Origin of the sequence: Oscillibacter sp. ER4 (genome assembly GCF_000765235.1) — a bacterium.
In the GTDB taxonomy this organism is placed as follows: Bacteria; Bacillota; Clostridia; order Oscillospirales; family Oscillospiraceae; genus Hominicoprocola; species Hominicoprocola fusiformis.
In genome coordinates, this window is the sequence record NZ_JPJG01000033.1 from 26015 (window position 1) to 43287 (window position 17273).

The 17273-nt window shown below is 53.9% G+C and carries 24 protein-coding genes; all 24 read right to left on the reverse strand.

The window, feature by feature from the left end; genetic code table 11:
• Positions 1-15: 15 nt before the first annotated feature.
• Positions 16-657: a hypothetical protein gene (locus NI20_RS0105520; protein ID WP_033120447.1), complete on the reverse strand. Its 642-nt coding sequence runs from the start codon at positions 655-657 to the stop codon at positions 16-18.
• Positions 658-672: 15 nt separating this feature from the next.
• The gene (locus tag NI20_RS0105525) at positions 673-2304 is read right to left on the reverse strand and encodes a recombinase family protein (protein WP_033120448.1); all 1632 of its coding nucleotides are present in this window, start codon (positions 2302-2304) and stop codon (positions 673-675) included.
• Entirely contained in the window at positions 2301-3158 is an 858-nt protein-coding gene (locus tag NI20_RS0105530) for a recombinase family protein (protein WP_033120449.1), read from the reverse strand. The genes NI20_RS0105525 and NI20_RS0105530 overlap by 4 nt, the downstream gene beginning before the upstream one ends.
• Complete coding sequence (locus NI20_RS0105535; protein WP_033120450.1) at positions 3159-4745, reverse strand: recombinase family protein; 1587 nt, start codon at positions 4743-4745, stop codon at positions 3159-3161.
• Positions 4746-4866: 121 nt separating this feature from the next.
• Positions 4867-5022, reverse strand: coding sequence for a hypothetical protein (locus tag NI20_RS15355; RefSeq protein ID WP_197055357.1), 156 nt, complete (start codon positions 5020-5022; stop codon positions 4867-4869).
• A gap of 124 nt (positions 5023-5146) precedes the next feature.
• The gene (locus tag NI20_RS0105540) at positions 5147-5536 is read right to left on the reverse strand and encodes a type II toxin-antitoxin system PemK/MazF family toxin (RefSeq protein ID WP_033120451.1); all 390 of its coding nucleotides are present in this window, start codon (positions 5534-5536) and stop codon (positions 5147-5149) included.
• A gap of 709 nt (positions 5537-6245) precedes the next feature.
• On the reverse strand, positions 6246-6707 hold the full coding sequence (locus NI20_RS14520; protein WP_081958386.1) for a sigma-70 family RNA polymerase sigma factor: 462 nt from the start codon (positions 6705-6707) through the stop codon (positions 6246-6248).
• Between the two features lie 316 nt (positions 6708-7023).
• Positions 7024-7566, reverse strand: a complete 543-nt coding sequence (locus NI20_RS0105555; protein WP_033120454.1) for a hypothetical protein — start codon at positions 7564-7566, stop codon at positions 7024-7026.
• Positions 7567-7680: 114 nt separating this feature from the next.
• Positions 7681-8295, reverse strand: a complete 615-nt coding sequence (locus tag NI20_RS0105560) for an ImmA/IrrE family metallo-endopeptidase (protein WP_025543774.1) — start codon at positions 8293-8295, stop codon at positions 7681-7683.
• Positions 8296-8307: 12 nt separating this feature from the next.
• The gene (locus NI20_RS0105565) at positions 8308-8667 is read right to left on the reverse strand and encodes a helix-turn-helix transcriptional regulator (RefSeq protein ID WP_006877047.1); all 360 of its coding nucleotides are present in this window, start codon (positions 8665-8667) and stop codon (positions 8308-8310) included.
• Between the two features lie 136 nt (positions 8668-8803).
• Complete coding sequence (locus NI20_RS0105570; protein WP_033120455.1) at positions 8804-9766, reverse strand: YafY family protein; 963 nt, start codon at positions 9764-9766, stop codon at positions 8804-8806.
• Positions 9767-9794: 28 nt separating this feature from the next.
• Positions 9795-9935, reverse strand: coding sequence for a hypothetical protein (locus NI20_RS15360; protein WP_197055358.1), 141 nt, complete (start codon positions 9933-9935; stop codon positions 9795-9797).
• Positions 9936-10814: a DUF4261 domain-containing protein gene (locus NI20_RS0105575; protein WP_033120456.1), complete on the reverse strand. Its 879-nt coding sequence runs from the start codon at positions 10812-10814 to the stop codon at positions 9936-9938.
• Complete coding sequence (locus NI20_RS0105580) at positions 10811-11686, reverse strand: hypothetical protein (protein WP_033120457.1); 876 nt, start codon at positions 11684-11686, stop codon at positions 10811-10813. The genes NI20_RS0105575 and NI20_RS0105580 overlap by 4 nt, the downstream gene beginning before the upstream one ends.
• 26 nt (positions 11687-11712) lie before the next feature.
• A complete protein-coding gene (locus tag NI20_RS0105585) occupies positions 11713-12492 on the reverse strand; it encodes a hypothetical protein (RefSeq protein ID WP_033120458.1) in 780 nt (259 codons plus the stop codon).
• 24 nt (positions 12493-12516) lie between these two features.
• On the reverse strand, positions 12517-12822 hold the full coding sequence (locus NI20_RS0105590; RefSeq protein ID WP_033120459.1) for a barstar family protein: 306 nt from the start codon (positions 12820-12822) through the stop codon (positions 12517-12519).
• Positions 12813-13163 (reverse strand): hypothetical protein, encoded by a 351-nt coding sequence (locus NI20_RS0105595; RefSeq protein WP_033120460.1) that lies wholly within the window; start codon positions 13161-13163, stop codon positions 12813-12815. The genes NI20_RS0105590 and NI20_RS0105595 overlap by 10 nt, the downstream gene beginning before the upstream one ends.
• 50 nt (positions 13164-13213) lie before the next feature.
• Entirely contained in the window at positions 13214-13573 is a 360-nt protein-coding gene (locus NI20_RS0105600; protein WP_033120461.1) for a hypothetical protein, read from the reverse strand.
• 18 nt (positions 13574-13591) lie between these two features.
• Positions 13592-14107: a hypothetical protein gene (locus NI20_RS0105605; protein WP_033120462.1), complete on the reverse strand. Its 516-nt coding sequence runs from the start codon at positions 14105-14107 to the stop codon at positions 13592-13594.
• Between the two features lie 74 nt (positions 14108-14181).
• Positions 14182-14670: a DUF2262 domain-containing protein gene (locus tag NI20_RS0105610; RefSeq protein ID WP_197055359.1), complete on the reverse strand. Its 489-nt coding sequence runs from the start codon at positions 14668-14670 to the stop codon at positions 14182-14184.
• Between the two features lie 67 nt (positions 14671-14737).
• A complete protein-coding gene (locus NI20_RS0105615; RefSeq protein WP_033120463.1) occupies positions 14738-15487 on the reverse strand; it encodes an SMI1/KNR4 family protein in 750 nt (249 codons plus the stop codon).
• Between the two features lie 29 nt (positions 15488-15516).
• Complete coding sequence (locus NI20_RS0105620; RefSeq protein WP_033120464.1) at positions 15517-15846, reverse strand: DUF4274 domain-containing protein; 330 nt, start codon at positions 15844-15846, stop codon at positions 15517-15519.
• Positions 15847-15862: 16 nt separating this feature from the next.
• A complete protein-coding gene (locus NI20_RS0105625; RefSeq protein WP_033120465.1) occupies positions 15863-16975 on the reverse strand; it encodes a hypothetical protein in 1113 nt (370 codons plus the stop codon).
• Entirely contained in the window at positions 16972-17250 is a 279-nt protein-coding gene (locus NI20_RS0105630) for a hypothetical protein (protein ID WP_025543781.1), read from the reverse strand. Before NI20_RS0105630 ends, NI20_RS0105625 begins: the two co-directional genes overlap by 4 nt.
• Positions 17251-17273: the final 23 nt, after the last annotated feature.

The following is a 17273-nucleotide window of genomic DNA, read 5'->3' on the forward strand; positions in this document are numbered from 1 at the left end:
TGTCACACCTCATGTCTACAGGGTCATTTGCTGCTGCCCTGGCAGCGGGGAACGGATCTCCGCATCGGTTGCCGTGCGGATTCCGGGGCCGTTTCTGGTTTCTGCCGTCACCAGCCGGCCCTTCTGAACAAGCTGTTCCATCAGTTTCCCAACGAATTGATTTGCAAGATTGTGTTTGCCGTCCTTATCGCAGAGCCTGCGCACAGAGAACCTTTGAGCAACATTCAAAGCGACCGGGCCCGCGACATACAGGTTCTTGCGTTTTGTCCGGCACTGTTCCAGGATCGTCTGCGTAATCTCCTCGCGCTTGCTTTCCAACTGGCCCAGATATTCTTCATCGGTGAGTTCCCAGTACCGCTCATAGCAGTCAACGCCATAGCACTGGAAGGTTTCCGCCTCTTTCATCAATGCTTGGAGCGCGGGGATTTCGTTCACCTCTATGATACCACTAAAATTCATCGGGTGCAGGTATAGATCCTGCTGGCCTTTCGTGACGGTATCAGATGTACTGTCTCCGTCGGGATGCAGATCCCAGCCCGCACTCTGGAACAGGCGGCGAGTTTCCTCTCGAAACTCAGTCGCGTCACTCTCGTCCGGCCAGCTGGAATCGAACTGATAGCGGCTGTGAATCCGGAAATATGTTTTTCTGTATTCCATAATACCTCCGCCTCCTCATTTTTGCTGGGTGATCTCCGTCCCGTCCTTGAACCGGACAAGGAGGTTCTCCTTGTCCAGCACCTTGATATTGCTGATGAGCTGGCGCACGGTCAGCTCATCGAAGGCACTGATCACGCCGGTTGCGCCATCCACCTCCTTGCTGAGCTCCTCCAGCCGATGTTCGAATACCGGGGCAGTCTGCTGGGTACGCTCCAGCTCCGCTTTCTTCGCCATCAGGCTGGTTTTGGCCATGTTTACCTGCTGGAGCTCCTCATCATAGTCGGTGCAGTCCGGCCCGGCGCCCACAATCAGCTGGAAGATCTCCAGCTGGCGTTCCTGCAGGCCGCGTATCCGCGCCTCCACCGCCGGCAGAGTCAGTTCCTGTTCCTCCCAGGCGAGGGCGGCGGCAATGCTGGCTTTCAGTTCGTCCTTGGCCAGCTGTGTTTGAAACAGCTCGTTCATGGCCCCGATCACCGCGGCGTGAAGATCCTGCTCGTCCCAGGTGGGCGATTTCTTGCAGAGCTTTTTTCCATGCTCCAGCCGGTTCTGGCACCGCCACACCACCCGCTTGGCGCCTTTCTGTGTCCAGATCACCCGCCGATAGGGGCTGCCGCATTCTCCGCAGACCAGCAGTTCACTGAGAACATATTTGCCGCAGTATTTACCCAGCTCCGTCTTGGTTTTTGACGATGTCTTTCGGATGCTGGAGCGCCGGGCAATTTCCTCCTGCACCTTCTGAAAGGTTTCCCTGTCAATGATGGCCGGATGGCAGTCGTGTACATAATATTTCGGCAGCTCACCGTTGTTGACCCGCTTTTCTTTGCTGAACAGGTCCGCGATGTAGGTCTTTTGAAGCAGGGCGTCTCCAATATATTTCTCGTTGCAGAGCATCTTCTGGATGACGCTGTCATGCCAGATTTCTTTGCCGGTAGCGGTTTTGATCCCGTCCGCCATCAGGTCGGTGACGATCTGGCGGACGCTATGGCCCAGCAGATACCGGGAAAAAATCCGGCGCACCACCGCAGCCTGCTCCGGATCGATTTCCGGCCGGCCGTCCGCTCCCCTCCGGTAGCCGAGGAAGCCTTTGTAGTTGTAGTAGACCTTCCCGTCCTGGAAGTTCTTGCGGTGGCCCCACTTCACATTCCCGCTGAGGGATTCGCTCTCCGCCTGGGCCTGGCTCATCATAAAGGTGAGAATCATCTCATTGTCCATATAGAGCGTGTTCACATTTTCCTTTTCAAAGTACACGCCTACACCGTATTGTTTCAGGCGGCGCACATAGTTCAGCCCGTCCAGTGTGTTGCGGCAGAACCGGGACACCGACTTGGTGATGACCAGATCGATCTTCCCCTTTTGGCAGTCCCGTACCATCTTCAGGAAGTCCTTGCGCTTCCGGGCCGAGGTGCCGGTGATCCCCTCATCCGCATACAGGCGCACCATGGTCCAGTCCGGATTGGAGTTGATCTTGTCGGTATAGTATTCGATCTGCGCCTCATAGCTGGATAGCTGCTCCTCCTTGTCGGTGGACACCCGGCAGTAGGGGGCCACCCGCAGATGTTTTTTGCGGATATCACGCTCCGCCAGCTGGGGATCACAGGGGATTATAGTTACCTTTTTGGGCGCTGCCGCCTGTACAGCCGCGTTCATACCGCCAGCTCCTCTCTATGTTGAATCTTCAATACGGGCATCGGTGCCAGCTCTATGCCGCCTTGTCCCATACGGATATGGCTGGCGGCCGCTTCGCAAAATGCCCATAGGGTTTCTTCATCCTCCGGGTTCTCGCGCACCTGCCGGACGAGATCCCTCAGCCGCTGGCAGGGGCCGGGGTCCGGCATTTCATTGTAACGCTCGGTAGCCGCGCCGAGGATAAGGGCTTTCACATATTCGTGGTTGGCGTCCGCCCGATTGAAGCACAGGTTCAGTTCATTCTGGATGCGGATGCTGTCCAGGGAGGGGGTGGGCGGAGCCGTTTCCCTGATCTCTTCCACAGCCAGAGCCAGCAGGCGGAGTTTCTTTCGCACCCGCGCCAGCAGTTCCTCGTCTGCAATGTACAGGCTGTGCCCGCATTCCGGGTTCTGGCAGTGCCAGCGGGGGCGGCCTTGGCGCCTGGTGTCCCGCGTCATGGGGGAGCCGCATATCGCGCACACTGCCCGCCCGCGCACCGGAGCCAGCTGTTTTGGGCAGGGGGCATAGGTAGTCTGGTCACCGCGCCGCAGCTGGACGGCAAGGAAATCGGCATCGGAAATCAATCGGGGGCATACATCGCCGCCCAGGTATTTGGGATTTTCCAAGATGCGTTTTACCATGTGCTTGTTCCACCGCGGTGTGTGCTGATGATAACGGATGCCCTGCCGCTCCATCTCCGCGGCGATTTGGCTGTAGGACGCGCCCAGCAGATAGCGGGAAAAGATGTCCTGGACCGCTTTTTCTTCCTCAGTCTGACGGATGATTTCTCCGTTTTGAATCGAGTAACCGAACGGAATTTTTCTCTGCCAAGCCATTTACCGCACCGCCCTTTCCACTTTTTCCGTCAGCTCCAGGCCATTGTGGAGCTGGAACCTCACCTGCTCTGCTGATACGATTATGATTCGCTGGATGAGCTCCTCGAAGGCACCGGCGTCCACCTGGTCCATCCGCTCAGGGATCTCCTCCAGATACACCAGCATCTGCTCTGTGGCTTGGATCTGGCGGTCTTCTCCTGTGGAATCGAGGATGCGGCGCCGCAGTTTGCGCAGATCCCGCAGTTTCCGGCCGATCTCGTCCGTCTGGGATAAATAGAGAGCAGAATCCACGTATCCTTTCGACTTCAGCCGTACAAGGACGAGATTCTGCTCTGTGAGATGGGATATTTCTTTGTCAATATCGCTGATTCTGCGGTTGGAGCGGAGCTCCCGTTCCCGCAGCTCCCGCAGCTGCCCCAGAACCGGCCGCAGGATGCGGCCGCTGCCCTGCTTCAGCTTCCGGCAGAGACGGAGGACCGCCTGTTCGATCTCCGTTTCCGGAATTTGTGGGATCGGGCAGTCAGCCTTGGACTTGTCATGCCGGTGGCAGACCCAATACCGCTTTCCACTGGAGATCTTTTGGCGGCACATGGAGCCGCACTCCCCACAGAAAATGTGGCCGCTGTACACAGATTCCCGCGGTTTTGCACCTGCTGTAAACTGTTCCCTGCGGGATGCCATCAGCTCCTGTACCCGTTGGAACTCCTCCCGGCTGACGATGGCAGGGTGGCAGTTCTCCGCAAAGTATTGCGGTTTCTCTCCATGATTGCGCACCTGCCGGAAGGGGATGGTATCGGTGGCATAGCTCTTTTGCCAGATCATATCCCCGGTGTAGGAGATGTTGGTCAGGATGTAGTGTACTGTGGACGGATGCCATTTCTGTCGTCCCCGGCCCCGCTCTGTTCCGAGCCGGTTCAGCTCTCTGGCAATGTCTTCTTTGCCCTGGCCCCTCAGATAGGCGCTGTAAATCATGCGGACCACCTCAGCCTCCTCGGGGATGATCTCCAGATCACGGCCTGCCAGCCGGTAGCCATAGGGCGCTGTGGGCGGGACGAACAGCCCCTTTTCCATCCGCATCCGCACGCTGGTGCGCATATTGCCGGAGTGGTTGGTGGATTCCATCTGGGCGAAAGCCCCGTAGATCTGCGCGACCTGTTCCGAGGTCATTTTCCCCGTATCAATATTTTCCTTTTCGAAGTAGATGCTGATCCCAAGGCGGAGCAGCTCCCGCACGAATTGAATGTACTCCTTGGTGTTGCGGGCAAACCGGGAGATGGATTTGACCAATACCCGGTCGATCTTTCCCGCCCTGCAGTCCTCCATCATTCGGTTGAAGTCATCCCGCCTGCGGGCCTCCAGACCGGTGATCCCCTCGTCCGCGTAGATGTCCACCATCTCCCAGTCCTCTTTCGAGGCGATGTACTTGCTGTAAAAATCGACCTGGGCAATGTAGGAGTTGATCTGGTCATCGGAGTCGCTGCTGACTCTCGCGTAGGCGGCCACCCGCAATTTGGCCCGTTCCGGTGCGCGTGGGTCGATCACGGTAATCCGTGGAGCGCCCGCGGCTGCTGTGTTTGCCGTTGTCATATCTTTTTTGACCTCCTTTCAGCGACACACAATACCATGTTCTTCTCCCAATAGCTATCACCAAACCCAACGAAGACGCGGGGGGAAATTTGGGCAACCAGTTCAGTTTTCTGGCGGCGGTTCAGGCGAACAGCAGAGTGGGGCGGAGCCTCCGTTCCAATTCCCGGCGGGCCGCCTCCTGCTCTGCGGCGCTCAGTCTTCCGTCCGCTGTGAGACGCTCCAGCATCTTCAGGGCGGAAAGGAATATGAGGTTATCGGTCAGTTCTTTTTTTGTCATTCTAAAAGCCCTCCTTGATAGGATGGGCCGCCCACCGGAGCCGATGGACGGCACGGTGCTGTGTTCTGATGGCTTGCCAGATGGATTGTGCCATGCGGGTGCTTTTTCTGTCTTGCCGCGACGCCTATTCCAGAGTGGGTCCACGATAAGCGTCAGCCAGACCAACGCTGACCTTCAGCGCGTGATCAAACTGTTCCAGTTCTTCTCCGCTCAGCCTGCCGATCCTGCCCCGCAGTCTGGAGCGGTCCAGGGTGCGCAGCTGCTCCAGCAGGACGATGGAGCCGGGGCGCAGGGCCGCGTGTTGTCCGTCTATCCGCGCATGGGTGGGAAGCCTTGCCTTTCCCGCCCGGCTGGTAATGGGCGCCGCGATCACTGTGGGGCTGTGGCGGTTGCCCACGTCGTTCTGCACAATGACCACAGGGCGGACGCCGCCCTGTTCAGAGCCAACTACCGGCCGCAGGTCAGCATAGTAAATGTCGCCGCGGCTGATTTCCTGTCTGCAATATATTTTCATGGAATACACCTCCTTGTATCTTGGGCTTAATATCACAAAAATAGGGACCGCTTCCGCATCTCCCGCACTTGGTTGGAATGGCTGCTCGTATGGCATGTTCCGGTCAGTAAACGGGTTTTAGACAGAAGCGATCCCCATTGCTTCTGATATTAAGACTTCACATTTGTGTTGTCTTCTTCTGCGCTCGTATTCGACACTACTCCCCCAAGCGCGGAGCCAGCGCATACAGCGCCAACTCATAGGGCGATCTGTCTGAACCACGGCTGGCTTCACCGCGTCATGGGAGTCTCACCCCCGGCAGGATCTCTGTCGGCCGCCCTCCTTGCGTGGTCCCCATTCCGGTGGGGGCTGGGACTGGACGGAAGTATCATTGTCCCTGACGGAGTCATTGCGATACAGCTTGCCATCGGCTGTTTTGTGGACGGATGGACCCGCTTGGCACCTTATTTGGCCGTCGTTGATAGAGGGATAATCCGGCAGGCTGGCACAACCGAACAAAAATGTATAGGTGACCTCGTTTGCAGCCTGTACCAGAACCTCTACAGGTGGTCTTGGCGCATCCTCCAGCGTCGCTTGCCCCTTTTCAGAAGAGGCCCCGTCAGGAAGGTATTCAGACAATCGGATGTTCAATTTTCAAGGTGCTTGATGAGGTAGCTTATACCCCCTCACTTTCTTTCCCGTTGAAAAAGGGAATCCACAAAAACAAAATTTACTTTTTCAGAAATTTTTTGATTTTCCCTAAGATATTTCGTTCCCGATAGCTTACCGCCTGCTGTGAAAGTCCAAGCAGTTCTGCGACTTGTGATTGTGAGCATTCTTGCCAAAAACGAAGGAGGATGAGCTGACGCTCATCCTCCTTCAGCAGTGCTACTGCCTGTCTGAGAAGTTCGTTCTCAATGCTTCTCATAAGATGCTCCTCTGGAGTAGGATCTTCATTTGAAAACTGCCGCTTCTCATCTTCGACCAGGCGTTCATAGGAATCTTCCCGGCCAGGAATGAAATGTGCAGTTTTTGTTTCTGGGTCATAGACAAAGCGCTCCTGCTTCAGATCCACTTCCTGGTATTCTTCTTTTCGATCCCCTTTTCGAAGTACACTGAGAACTTCTGGCGGAATTTCAATGCCTGGATATAATTTTTCATAATTAATATGGTATTTATCTCGCCTTGCCATTTGCCTTTCCTCCAAATTTCAAGATTTTGATAGCGAATCAAAATCTTGAAATCAGGGGTACTTGGCGATATAAGCCTCCCAGCCCATGCCGGCCCTCCCAGTGCCGGGCAGAAAAATAGCCGGGGACGCATTTCTGCATCCCCGGCCGATCCCCGCCGCCATATTGCGGCAGGAATACAGCGGGCCGGGACACTTTACAGCGTCCCGGCCCTTGTCAGCTGGTCCTATTCATTTTTGCGCATACCTGCCACTGTACTGAGTATAGCAGAGGCAAAGTCGGAAGGGAGTAGGGATTTCGTCGGTTTTTCATCGGGAATCAGTCGGGATAAAGTCGGGGCAGCTCCAATTCTTCCTGAAGTTCCGGCACAGCATAACCAAAAAGGCAGAGGGACAATAAGAAGATCGCCTCGCGCTTCCGGTCATAGAATACGCTTCGCTCCATATTCAACTCATCCAGCAGTTCCTTTTCTGTGCTGTTGAAACGGTGGATAAATTGTTTGGTCAAGATCTCATAGTAAAGTTCCCCCCGGTCAGGGTATCGTTTCAAGCGGAGAAGGGCACGGTCGATCACATCCACCAGCATCCGGTTTTCCATCACGCAGCAGACCCGTTCCTCAAACTCCTGCAGATCCATATCCGGGGCGAAGCTTTGCAGATAGATAAGCCCGGTATCAGCGTCCTGAGCGCCCAGCTCCCAGGCATATTCATGCAGTTCCTCCACCCGCTCACTGAGGACCCACACCACATCCCGGTAGATTTTCAATATCAGCTTTACCCGGTGATAGGCCAGCTGGCTGTCAAATCCAAGGGTCGCCATCTGCCTTTTACATTTCTGCACAGTGGAGCTTTCTTTTCTCATGCCATTCTCCTCCTCCCATGTTCGCTAAACTGCGAACAAAATGCATACAACAAAGCCTGTGAACATTGGTGCGGCCGCGCCCCTCTCTTAGGAGAAGGGCTTGCCGTACCAAACTTATATGAGATTGCGTGTTTCCAACCGAATACGCATGGCCTGCTTGGAGACTTGGAAGATCTGAGCCATTTCCGCAACCAGCTGCTCATTGCTCCTGCCTGCACGCAAACGGTAAAAACTTCTTTTGATTTGCGGCAGGGGCATGAGGAGAGCAGTAGCCAAAGCATCCGCCTGCCATTCGACCAGACCGTGGCTTTCATCCAAAGATGTCTTTCCTTCATAGGCAGCCACATCGCCTGTGCCGGAGTACAGCTTCTGGTGCAGGACCCAGTGCCCCAATTCGTGAGCACAGGTGAACCGCAGCCTGCCGAGGAGCCTGTCCACACAAAGCCGCTCCTCCACCAGGATCGTTCCGGCCTTGACTGCAATCAAACGGTAGCGTTTTTCATCTTGGTCGTATAAAATAGCCGCTCCTTCATCAAAAATCGTTTCCCCAAGGATGCTCCCGTTTTTGCGTAGGCAATGATATTCCAGAGTTAGATCAAACTTGGTCTCTATGATAGTTTCAATGGGAACTGCCTGGGGAGGCCCGTCCAACAAAACGGGATCATACTCTTGCAGGATCTTCCGTCCAATGGTTTCAATTGCGTCCAATCGATACTTTGGTACAGACAAGAAAATCCCCCCTTAGTTCTGGCGGTTCTGCAGCATTTCCATAAATGCCTTCCATTCCTCATCGGTAGCATCTACTTCCTTTGCCACTCTCAATGCTGCGCGGACGATGTCATGCTGGCGGATATAGTCAGGCAGGTCGGCCGGAACCGTCTGCCTGGAATCTGCGGCCAGATCAAGCAGCATTTCATGCTCCTGCTTATCCAATTCCAGAAAAGAAGAGATCCGCTCTACAAACGCTCCCTCTGGCGCTGGCCGGCGACCCTGCTCAATATCACACAGGTACCCATTGGAGATACCGAGGTGTTTCGCGGTATCCCGGAGATTTAATTTGGCCTCTTTGCGCCGTGTGCTGATGAAAGCTCCAAAGGTCACTGGTCTCCCTCCTTCATAGAGTTTCGCTGGCTTGCGAACATCTTGTTTATATTATAACTGGCACATCCGTTCGATACAAGGGCAAAAAAGAAAGCAGGGGCCAGGTGTTAAAATTCCATAACACCTGGTCCCTGTTTTAGAGAAACCTGTGGGCGATCCGCTTCATTTCTTCTACACACTCTTGGGGTGCTATAATCTGAATCCCGCCCATAAATTTGAATACCCAGCCGTAAAAGGTGCCGCTTGGGTCGACTTCAATGTTTGCCGTAAAGTGTTCCTCGTCATATGTACGGGTTGGCACAGCTTCTCCATAATGGTCTATAATGGTTTTCATCAGCTTGTTCTCACAGAGCAGTTCAACGGAAATTGTGCGGTCAGCAGCAAACATATCAACGATCTTGTTGGTGTAGCCCGCCACATCAAAGTCTTCATCGGGTGTAAAGCCGGAGGGAAGTATCTTGATCCCCGACAGGCGGTCTACTCGGAAGTGGGCCATCCGCTGGTGTTTGTGAGAAAAGCCGATCAGGTAATAGTGGTCATTCTTCCATTCCAAAGCGTAAGGGTCCAGTTTATAGAGGTAACCGCCATGCTTGAGAACTCGTTTTTTCTCTGGCGTATATTCATAATACTGGAACTGGATCTGTCGCTTCTCCAAGATCGCCGTTTGGATGGCATCAATGATGTAATAGACTTGCTCATTGTCCGGTTTCACCCGGCTGGACAGGCTGGCGAGCTGCCGAAGCTGCTCTGCCTGATGTGTGTTGGTCAGACGGCATAATTTCTGTACCAGTTCCTCGGATTTCTTGGCAGAAATGATCTTCGAGGATGCTACTGCGTCTGTCAGCATTTTCAGTTCTGGATACTCAAACAGGCGGCTTCCCATAAAATATTGGTTTTGGGTACTCTTGGCCACCACAATATCAATTCCTGCATCGATCAGCGCATTGGTATCCGCGTAAACAGTCTGCCGCACTGCCTGAATTCCTTTTCCATTCAGATGGGCAATGATGTCAGATACTGTGGCAGGATGGTTTTCATCGGTCCGCTCATAGAGAAACCGGAGTAATTCCAGTATCCTCATATTTGTTGAATTCTGCATACTTCACCTCCTCGATTCTTAAAATGGCCTATTTTGTATGGTGTCCGGCCCCAAAGACCAGCAGCAGGGTAGCAGCACAGAGAAGCAGGCCCATCCAATTCCGGTCTACGATCAGCTTGATTACCGCCACAAGCAGCAGTCCGCCCACCAGGAGCACAACGCCGTTCATTCAGCGTCCTCCCGAGGCATAGTTCCCCATGTGGATGTCCAGCACCCCTCTGGGCGGCTGGATCAGGGCGTCCTCATACTGGCACTTCCACTGGAGCTCCCGGCTCATCTGTCCATTCTCCACACCATCTACGGTTTCCCCATCCTGAATGGGGTTATTATGCTCCAGAATATAGGACGCCGCATTATAGGCGTGGTTTACCACCCAGTTGGGGTCCATGCCGTGGAAGTGGTACTGGAGGTCCGGCAAAAACAGGGTGCTCATGCCAACCGTGTCGATGAGCATATCCTCGGTTCCCTCGATGTTGAAGAAGCGCACATTGACGCCAAAGCGGATGAAGCGGTCCGAGCCCTCAATCTGGTGGGAGCGAACATCCTCCGCCAGAAACAGCTTGCCGCAGTTCTGGAAATAGAACGCCTCACAGGTAGGATACAGCTCCGCCAGAGCATCCAAGAAGTCGGCGTCCAGGTTGGCCCGCTCCAGTGCCGGAAGGGCCGCAGCCAGCATATCGGTGGCCACCACCTGATATTTGCACTCCCGGAAGATCCGCTCCCGATCCTCCTGGCAGTCCCACATCTGGCTCATGAGAAACGCGTCAAAGCCCTTGCCTTTGAACTTGTCGCAGCCCGTCACCATCAGCTGCACCGGAACCTTGCCGTCCTTGAACTCCGCAATATGGTCCTGCGCGGCAAAGCCAGCCATTTTCTTATCATAACAGAAGCACTCTGCTGATCCGATGTGTTTCCCCATTGCGGCAGTCATTTTTTCTTTGTCCGGCATTTCCACCGGCTCTTTGAACAGCATCTGAACGAGATAGGGGCCGCCGGGCTGGGGGCCTTTTTTGTCATCCAGGTTTTGGTGAAATACTTTATTGCTCATTTGGTTTCCTCCTTCTTCTCCGGGAACAGCTTCCACCGGAACTCCAGCTCTCTCTGGACAAACTCCTTCGGCAGGCCCCGGGGATTGGCGATGAGATACCATACCCGAAAGGTGCGCTTCTTCGGATCTGTCTCCTGCCGGTAGAGCTGATAGCCCGCCTCATCCTCCTGTGTCCACTGTCCTGTCTGCCGCTTGGCCTGCACAAATGGTTCCACCACCTTGTCCAGTTCCTCTTTGGTGCGGCTTGAGGCCCAGGCTTGATCCACATCATTGGCGTGGGAGAGGTGGAACAACATCGAACCCATCCAGTTCTTTGCCTTGTGCTCCGGTGTTCCGCGTAATTCCGATTGACGGCGGTACTCCGCCAGCTGCTCTGGTGTTCCGTACCGTTCCACCATCTGCTCATCCACATGAATGCACCAGCTGTAATCCTCCGGCTGGATAAAGGGGGCGCAGACCGGCTGGAGCGCCTCTGCTGGGTCCACCTCAAAATGGTCGATAAAGTCAAGGTAGTGGGCTTGGATCAGGGGCAGAAAGGTGTCCAGCAGCCCGGTGTTCAGCCGCAGGTCCTCTGTCAGCATCTGAAAGAATGAACCGCCTGTTGTCGGTTCTATTTTGAAAGAGTAGAGCCGGTCATCTCCCTGCTTTATGATACAGGTGAAGCCCACCTCCACATTTCCATGGCCAATTTCGTAGTCTATGTAGTTGTAGCGCCTCCGGTCAAACCATATCTGATAGGTCAGCCCGTTTTTCATTTTCTTTTTGAAGTCGCCTTTTTTCAGCCGCTTCCAGCCCTTTTCCTCCAGGCCCAGGCCATTCCACAGGTAGTCCAGGGCCTCCTGAAATAGATCTACTGGGCGCTTTTGCTCCACGGTCTCCACCTCCTGGCGAATCCTCTTTAATAGTCAAGCAGGATGGGCACCTGCTGTTCCTCTGCAAATCGCATGGCCCGCCAGAACATGGAGAAGGCAAACTTGGCCAGGGATTGGGTGTCATACTGGGTGTGTTCCGGGATGTCCGCCTTGCTGTACTGTCCGTCCGGGCCTACGGTCCCGTCTACCGGGTACCCTTCCGTATCCGCCCAACCAAGGATGGTATCCTCATCGGCCTGCCATGCCAGCTGGTTCAGCTTCTCCAGCTCCTTCCGCAGTCCGCCCAGGGTGGCGATCATTGCCTGATCATCGGTGGGCAGAGGTGCCTGAAAGAAGAAGGGGTCCGCCAGAGGCAGCCACCAGGTAGCCCCATGGAACAGGGACCACACCCGCTCCTCGTCCGATGCAAGACGGGCGACCAGGGGATGCTCCCCGAAGCTCCAGTCCTTCTCCACAGTGGAAGGCACCGGCTCATTGTATGTATGGCAGGCAGCCACCAGAAGCATAGCGCCGAAGGCATCCCAATCCGGCTTGTCGGTGTAATAGGGCTTCTCATTATCTTCCGGCCAGGGGGTGTAGGGGGGCTGGCCCGGTTGAGAAATGGCGCTCAAGATCTGATCCCGCCAGTTCTCCACTGCAGCCTGAACCTCAGCTGGGGACATTTCTTCCTCGTTATCAGCAGCTTCTCCATCCGGCGTGATCCGGTTGAAGGCATATCCGTTTTCCTCCGCCCACTGCTGAACAACAGTTTTCCAGTTGTGAGAATAGTACCGGGTCAATGTCCCGGCGTAAATGTCAAGTCCCATAAGTTTTTCTCCTTTTCTGTTTTATCAAAGCCGTTCCAGGGTACAGTCGTGCCCGGAATGGTCTGTATCCAAAATGATTTCCACAAGGGTGTCCATAGTCTCTTTCCCGAGATTACGGACGCTTTTTTCATAGGCCAACCACTGGATGTGGATGGGTCGTCCATACGCATGCCGCCCGAAACCGCCCCGGAGAATATCGTTAAAGGCGTTCAGGTTCCGACCGATCTTCCGGTCCAAACCGAGGGTAAATACCCGCTCCACCTCGTCATAAAAACCGGCCATGTTGGAAAAGCGGCGGCCGTCGATGGTGAACACCTCTCTCATGTCCATATAAAAGGCTCCTTTAAGTGGTATTTCTCCATGATCTTATTTTCCAAGGCTTCATAGGCATCCATATCCTCTGGCTGCGCTGGGATGCCCTTTTGCCAATAACCGTTCCCATAGTAGAAAAACATAGCCCAGTAATACGGCAGGTCATGGCTGAATATCGACACTCCCAAGGCATCGGCCACTGGCGCTGCCAGCGGTGAGCGTTCCACGATCCGGGAGGCTTCCTCATAGGAGATCCCCACCAGTTCCATCAGCAGGTGCTTCACCAGTTCACAGAAGCTGTACTGGTTGAATATGACCTGGCCATCCTCATCTTTGAACACAAGTCCATCTCTCACCATGGTTTTCTCTCCGTTCCTTAACCTGTATCCTTGGCATGGGTATAGTCCCGTCAAGTCATTTCATACAGCAGGGCAGCGTCGCCCTGCACCAGTTCCAGATGGGAGCGCAGCGTTTCCAGTCCGCTTTGTACCGCCTCGGTGGGCAGATCCCAGTCTGGCGCAATTTCGGCGGCCAGTTCCGGGAGGGCCTGCTCCCGCAGAACTGCCAGCAGTTTAGACGCCAGCTCTCCCTCCAGCAGAGCGCAGTCCAGGGTGTCCTCCGTCTGGAGAGCAGGAAAACGGACATCCAGATCCAGCTCGCTCTCACACCAGTCCCAGATGGCCATATAGACCGCGCCGGAGCAGTCGCCGTTGGACAGTTCCTGCCGCTGGCCGTCTTTGAGAAGATAAAAGGACGCGATCTGTGACATGGCAATTCCTCCTGAATGTTATTCTTTATCTATCAGCCCTTCTGCCTGCATCCGGATCACATAGAAGGCCCGCACCCAGTCCAGCTCCTGCTCCATGGATTCCTCCAAAGCCAGCAGGCGGCGCTTTCCCAGCCTTCGATCCAAAAGAGCAAAGATGCGGACAAGAGGATTCTCGCTGACAAGGCTTTTCTCGATGCTCTGGTTGTCAAAGATACCAAACGCCTCATAGAACACCTTTTGGTCAAAGGTGCCCTGCTCCAGCGCAAAGGCATGAGCCTGGTTGATGGCCTCTTTTGCGGAGTCGCAATCTTTCAGCGTTGTGGACCGCAGGTGATGAAATTTCATCCACACATTCTCAAAATAGATGTAGTAGTTGCTCCGCAGTACTTCCACACCGTCCATGCGAATGGCTGCCCGGCCCTCATGGTCAGCACTCTTGCTGTAACTGGTGGCAAAATATTGGATATGGCCCCGGAGCGCCGGGCACAGGTAGTCATTCTCCAATTTGTTCCGGATTCCGCTCCAGGTTGACATAGGTACTTGTCTCCTTTCTGATGCCGTTGCGGGCGTTGCCCTTTCCGCAGAATTTGCCTTTTGTGTTTGAAGCGTTATCCGTTGAATCCGCCGACTTCAATTTTATATTTGCAGTCGACCTCGATACAAACTAAATGTCCCATGAAATAGTCGGGTTCCGCATCCAAATCGATGTAAAAGCCAGTTTCGCTTCCATTTACAAATACCGTTACATTGTTTACAAACAGTGCTTTTACAAACTCATCTTCTGAAATCTTCCCATCCGCTTCCAGCGTTCCATCTTCGATCATTTCATTCACGACGTCTATGCAGTCATCGTTCTCATCCAAAAATGCTCGGATAATGGTATCTTTATGGTCATTGACCCAAGTTACCTTTTCCAAAACGATATCGCCTATATTTCCCTCTGTGCTCTGAAACTCAAGGAGAATTTTAGTCTTTCTATCCCATACGGTCCATTCTCCAACATGAAAGCCGAGTTTGCGGTCAAATACAAATTCTGTATTCCCCAATAAAATTCTATCCGACATTTCGGCGTTTTTCTTCTTTGAAAACATTCCCATATAGCTCTCCTTTACTGTATATTACTGTGCCCGCCAATCCCGATAGCATTTTTCATGGGCGATGTTTTCAGTGCTCATTGAGATACCTCGCCAATTTCTTCTCCAGCAGTTCCGTTATATCATTGCAGAGGCGCTTTACCTTGTCCTGCTCATGGGCGTAGTACCAGATGGTTTCCTCTCCGGGGCGGAGCAGGAGCTGGTCGCCGTCCGCTTCCTTCCAGAACTCGCCCAGCACACAATACCGCTCTCCGTGGATGGTCAGATCAAACAGACCGGATAAATCAATGGTCACGCCTGTGGACGCCTGGATGCCTGCGGTCAGCAGGAAAAACTCCCGCACCTGGGACGGGAGCGTGAAGTCCAGCACGCTTTCTTGATTCCTGATCTGTTCCTCCGCGGCGGCAGGCTGGATCTTATCCGTGGGGTCCAGCACCTTTGCCAATGCCTTGGAAAACTTGGGGTATCGGCCAAATAGTTCTGGGTGGCTGGCCTTGAATTCCTTTTGCTTTTCCCGCTGTACTCGCTCCTGCTCCTTGCAGAAAGCGTCCAGCTCCGCCAGATACCGCTCCTGGTAGAGATTGCTGGCCTCAAACGCTGTGCCGCTCTTTTCCAGAATGGCGATGGCGCCCTTTTGGCTGCCAAATACCGGGACCCACTTAAAACCATGTCGGCAGGGTTTCAGTTTCAGGAATTCACCCCGATTGAGCAGGGTTTCCAACTCCGGCTCGTGCTCGTCCCACCAGTTCCGCCAGGTTTCAGGTGTTTCCCGTCCCTCAGCCAAGTCCAGAAGTTTTGCAGTCAATGATTCTTTGTCCATAGGTGCGATTCTCCCTGATAAATGAAAAACTATAAATCCGTAAGAAAGATTTCTGCAGCTCCCTTTTTCCGCAGTTTATACTTCTGCACCTTGCTCAATGGAATTTCAAACGATGCATCTGTCTTGGGAAATCTGTTGTCTAAGATGTCCTCATATAGGACGGTAATAAATTGATTCCACTTTTGCAGTTTAGTTCTTCTCGCTGATTTTTCCAAGTATTCGTACCCGTCGGCTAAATAGAAAATCTCCAACGCCAATGCCAAATCGCAATCCGGGTCAGCGAGGATTGTTCTTGGGACTTCGAACCCGTCATCCCAGTTATACTCATCAAGTTTATTCTTCAAATCAGCATACGCCATTTCGTCCGCCTCCGTTTCAGAGGGCGCAGGAATAGATGCTCATGGCCCCGTAATCGGTGTGCAGGACAAGTCCGCTCTTGGTAAAGGCAAAATTCACCTGCCGCACCACAAAGGGGTCGTCAATGGTGGCCAGCAGCTGGTCGCTGCCGGTATCCCACAGCTCTATTGGGGAGCTGCCACGATCCTGCTGAACGGCCATCAGGCTACCCCTTGTCCGCACCATACAGGTGTCTGAAAAATTCAGCCCCTGCCGGACAGAAAACGGGAAAGGATTGGCTATCTCCTCTCCGGTCTGGGTCAGATAGAACTTGCCGCCCACCGAGAAGCACTGGTCATCCGGAGAGAAGAAGGGATGCCAGCCCGCATTGGGGATCACTGCTTTTTGGGCGGACTTCAAATCGACCAGCACATACTCCCCCTCGGTGACGCGGTAAGCCGCTTTGCTCTGCCGGGGAGAGAGCATCCCGAAGCAGTAATAGGCAAAATTCGGGTCTTTTGACTTCTTGCATTTTACCGTTTCCCGCCACACCTCTGTGTTGCTACCAAAGTCAAAGACGACAATCTCCTCGCCTGTGTACCACAGGGCCAGGTCGCCGCTGGCATCCAGCATGGTCTTCATGCTGTTTTTCTTGTTGGCAAAGGGCGTGACCTCATGGGTGCGGAGTAAGAACTGCTGGAGAAGATAACTGTTGTTCAGCAGCAGGGTATCATTGGGGCAGAGGACCTGCTCATAGGTCATCCGCTTGGCCCCCAGAGAGACCGTTTCAAGGATCTCCCCGCTGCCATCGAAGTGATAGAGGGTCTCGTCCTCAAAATCTCCGACCACCCTCGTCAGGAAGAAGTCATCCCGTGTGAGGGCGGCAGCCAAGGGCATAAAACCGTTACTGTCCTTACCGACAAACCGATGGCACCGCGCCTGCCCAACAGCGGCATCCGGATTCTGATAGACAAATCCTTTCCGCATCTGGCCCATCATGGCGCTGGCCGCCTTGCTCTTGACCTGGAAGGCGGAGTCGCACAGGATTTCCTTGACCTTTCCGCCATTCAAGCAGGTTCGGATGGTATGTCCGTCAATTTCAATCCGCCACTGCTTATTTGTGGCGGGGTTGAGGAAGGTTTTTTCAATCATGGTTTTGGCCGTTCCTCCTTTCGGATCAGGATGCTTTTTCCCTCGGAGTTGATGCTATAGAGGTCATCCAAATGGATATGGAATCCATCCTCACGAACGGTTTCTGCCATTCCCAAAGCGGCTTTCGCCAACAGGAGCAGCCCCGCCCGGTTTCCCGTTAGCTCCAATTCATTTCCATCGGCATGAGTGGTAAAGGAGAGGTGGGCTTCCGGCTCTACCGGAAGGATGGGCAGTTGTTCATCATTCAGTTGAATGGTCAGTGTTTTGGGTTTCATCGCTTGTATCCCACCTTTTGAAA

Coding starts and splice junctions, on each gene's coding strand:
- NI20_RS0105520 (WP_033120447.1), bottom strand. CDS start 657: ATGGAATACAGAAAAACATATTTCCGGATTCACAGCCGCTATCAGTTC.
- NI20_RS0105525 (WP_033120448.1), bottom strand. CDS start 2,304: ATGAACGCGGCTGTACAGGCGGCAGCGCCCAAAAAGGTAACTATAATC.
- NI20_RS0105530 (WP_033120449.1), bottom strand. CDS start 3,158: ATGGCTTGGCAGAGAAAAATTCCGTTCGGTTACTCGATTCAAAACGGA.
- NI20_RS0105535 (WP_033120450.1), bottom strand. CDS start 4,745: ATGACAACGGCAAACACAGCAGCCGCGGGCGCTCCACGGATTACCGTG.
- NI20_RS15355 (WP_197055357.1), bottom strand. CDS start 5,022: ATGACAAAAAAAGAACTGACCGATAACCTCATATTCCTTTCCGCCCTG.
- NI20_RS0105540 (WP_033120451.1), bottom strand. CDS start 5,536: ATGAAAATATATTGCAGACAGGAAATCAGCCGCGGCGACATTTACTAT.
- NI20_RS14520 (WP_081958386.1), bottom strand. CDS start 6,707: ATGGCAAGGCGAGATAAATACCATATTAATTATGAAAAATTATATCCA.
- NI20_RS0105555 (WP_033120454.1), bottom strand. CDS start 7,566: ATGAGAAAAGAAAGCTCCACTGTGCAGAAATGTAAAAGGCAGATGGCG.
- NI20_RS0105570 (WP_033120455.1), bottom strand. CDS start 9,766: ATGCAGAATTCAACAAATATGAGGATACTGGAATTACTCCGGTTTCTC.
- NI20_RS15360 (WP_197055358.1), bottom strand. CDS start 9,935: ATGAACGGCGTTGTGCTCCTGGTGGGCGGACTGCTGCTTGTGGCGGTA.
- NI20_RS0105575 (WP_033120456.1), bottom strand. CDS start 10,814: ATGAGCAATAAAGTATTTCACCAAAACCTGGATGACAAAAAAGGCCCC.
- NI20_RS0105585 (WP_033120458.1), bottom strand. CDS start 12,492: ATGGGACTTGACATTTACGCCGGGACATTGACCCGGTACTATTCTCAC.
- NI20_RS0105590 (WP_033120459.1), bottom strand. CDS start 12,822: ATGGACATGAGAGAGGTGTTCACCATCGACGGCCGCCGCTTTTCCAAC.
- NI20_RS0105595 (WP_033120460.1), bottom strand. CDS start 13,163: ATGGTGAGAGATGGACTTGTGTTCAAAGATGAGGATGGCCAGGTCATA.
- NI20_RS0105600 (WP_033120461.1), bottom strand. CDS start 13,573: ATGTCACAGATCGCGTCCTTTTATCTTCTCAAAGACGGCCAGCGGCAG.
- NI20_RS0105605 (WP_033120462.1), bottom strand. CDS start 14,107: ATGTCAACCTGGAGCGGAATCCGGAACAAATTGGAGAATGACTACCTG.
- NI20_RS0105610 (WP_197055359.1), bottom strand. CDS start 14,670: ATGGGAATGTTTTCAAAGAAGAAAAACGCCGAAATGTCGGATAGAATT.
- NI20_RS0105615 (WP_033120463.1), bottom strand. CDS start 15,487: ATGGACAAAGAATCATTGACTGCAAAACTTCTGGACTTGGCTGAGGGA.
- NI20_RS0105620 (WP_033120464.1), bottom strand. CDS start 15,846: ATGGCGTATGCTGATTTGAAGAATAAACTTGATGAGTATAACTGGGAT.
- NI20_RS0105625 (WP_033120465.1), bottom strand. CDS start 16,975: ATGATTGAAAAAACCTTCCTCAACCCCGCCACAAATAAGCAGTGGCGG.
- NI20_RS0105630 (WP_025543781.1), bottom strand. CDS start 17,250: ATGAAACCCAAAACACTGACCATTCAACTGAATGATGAACAACTGCCC.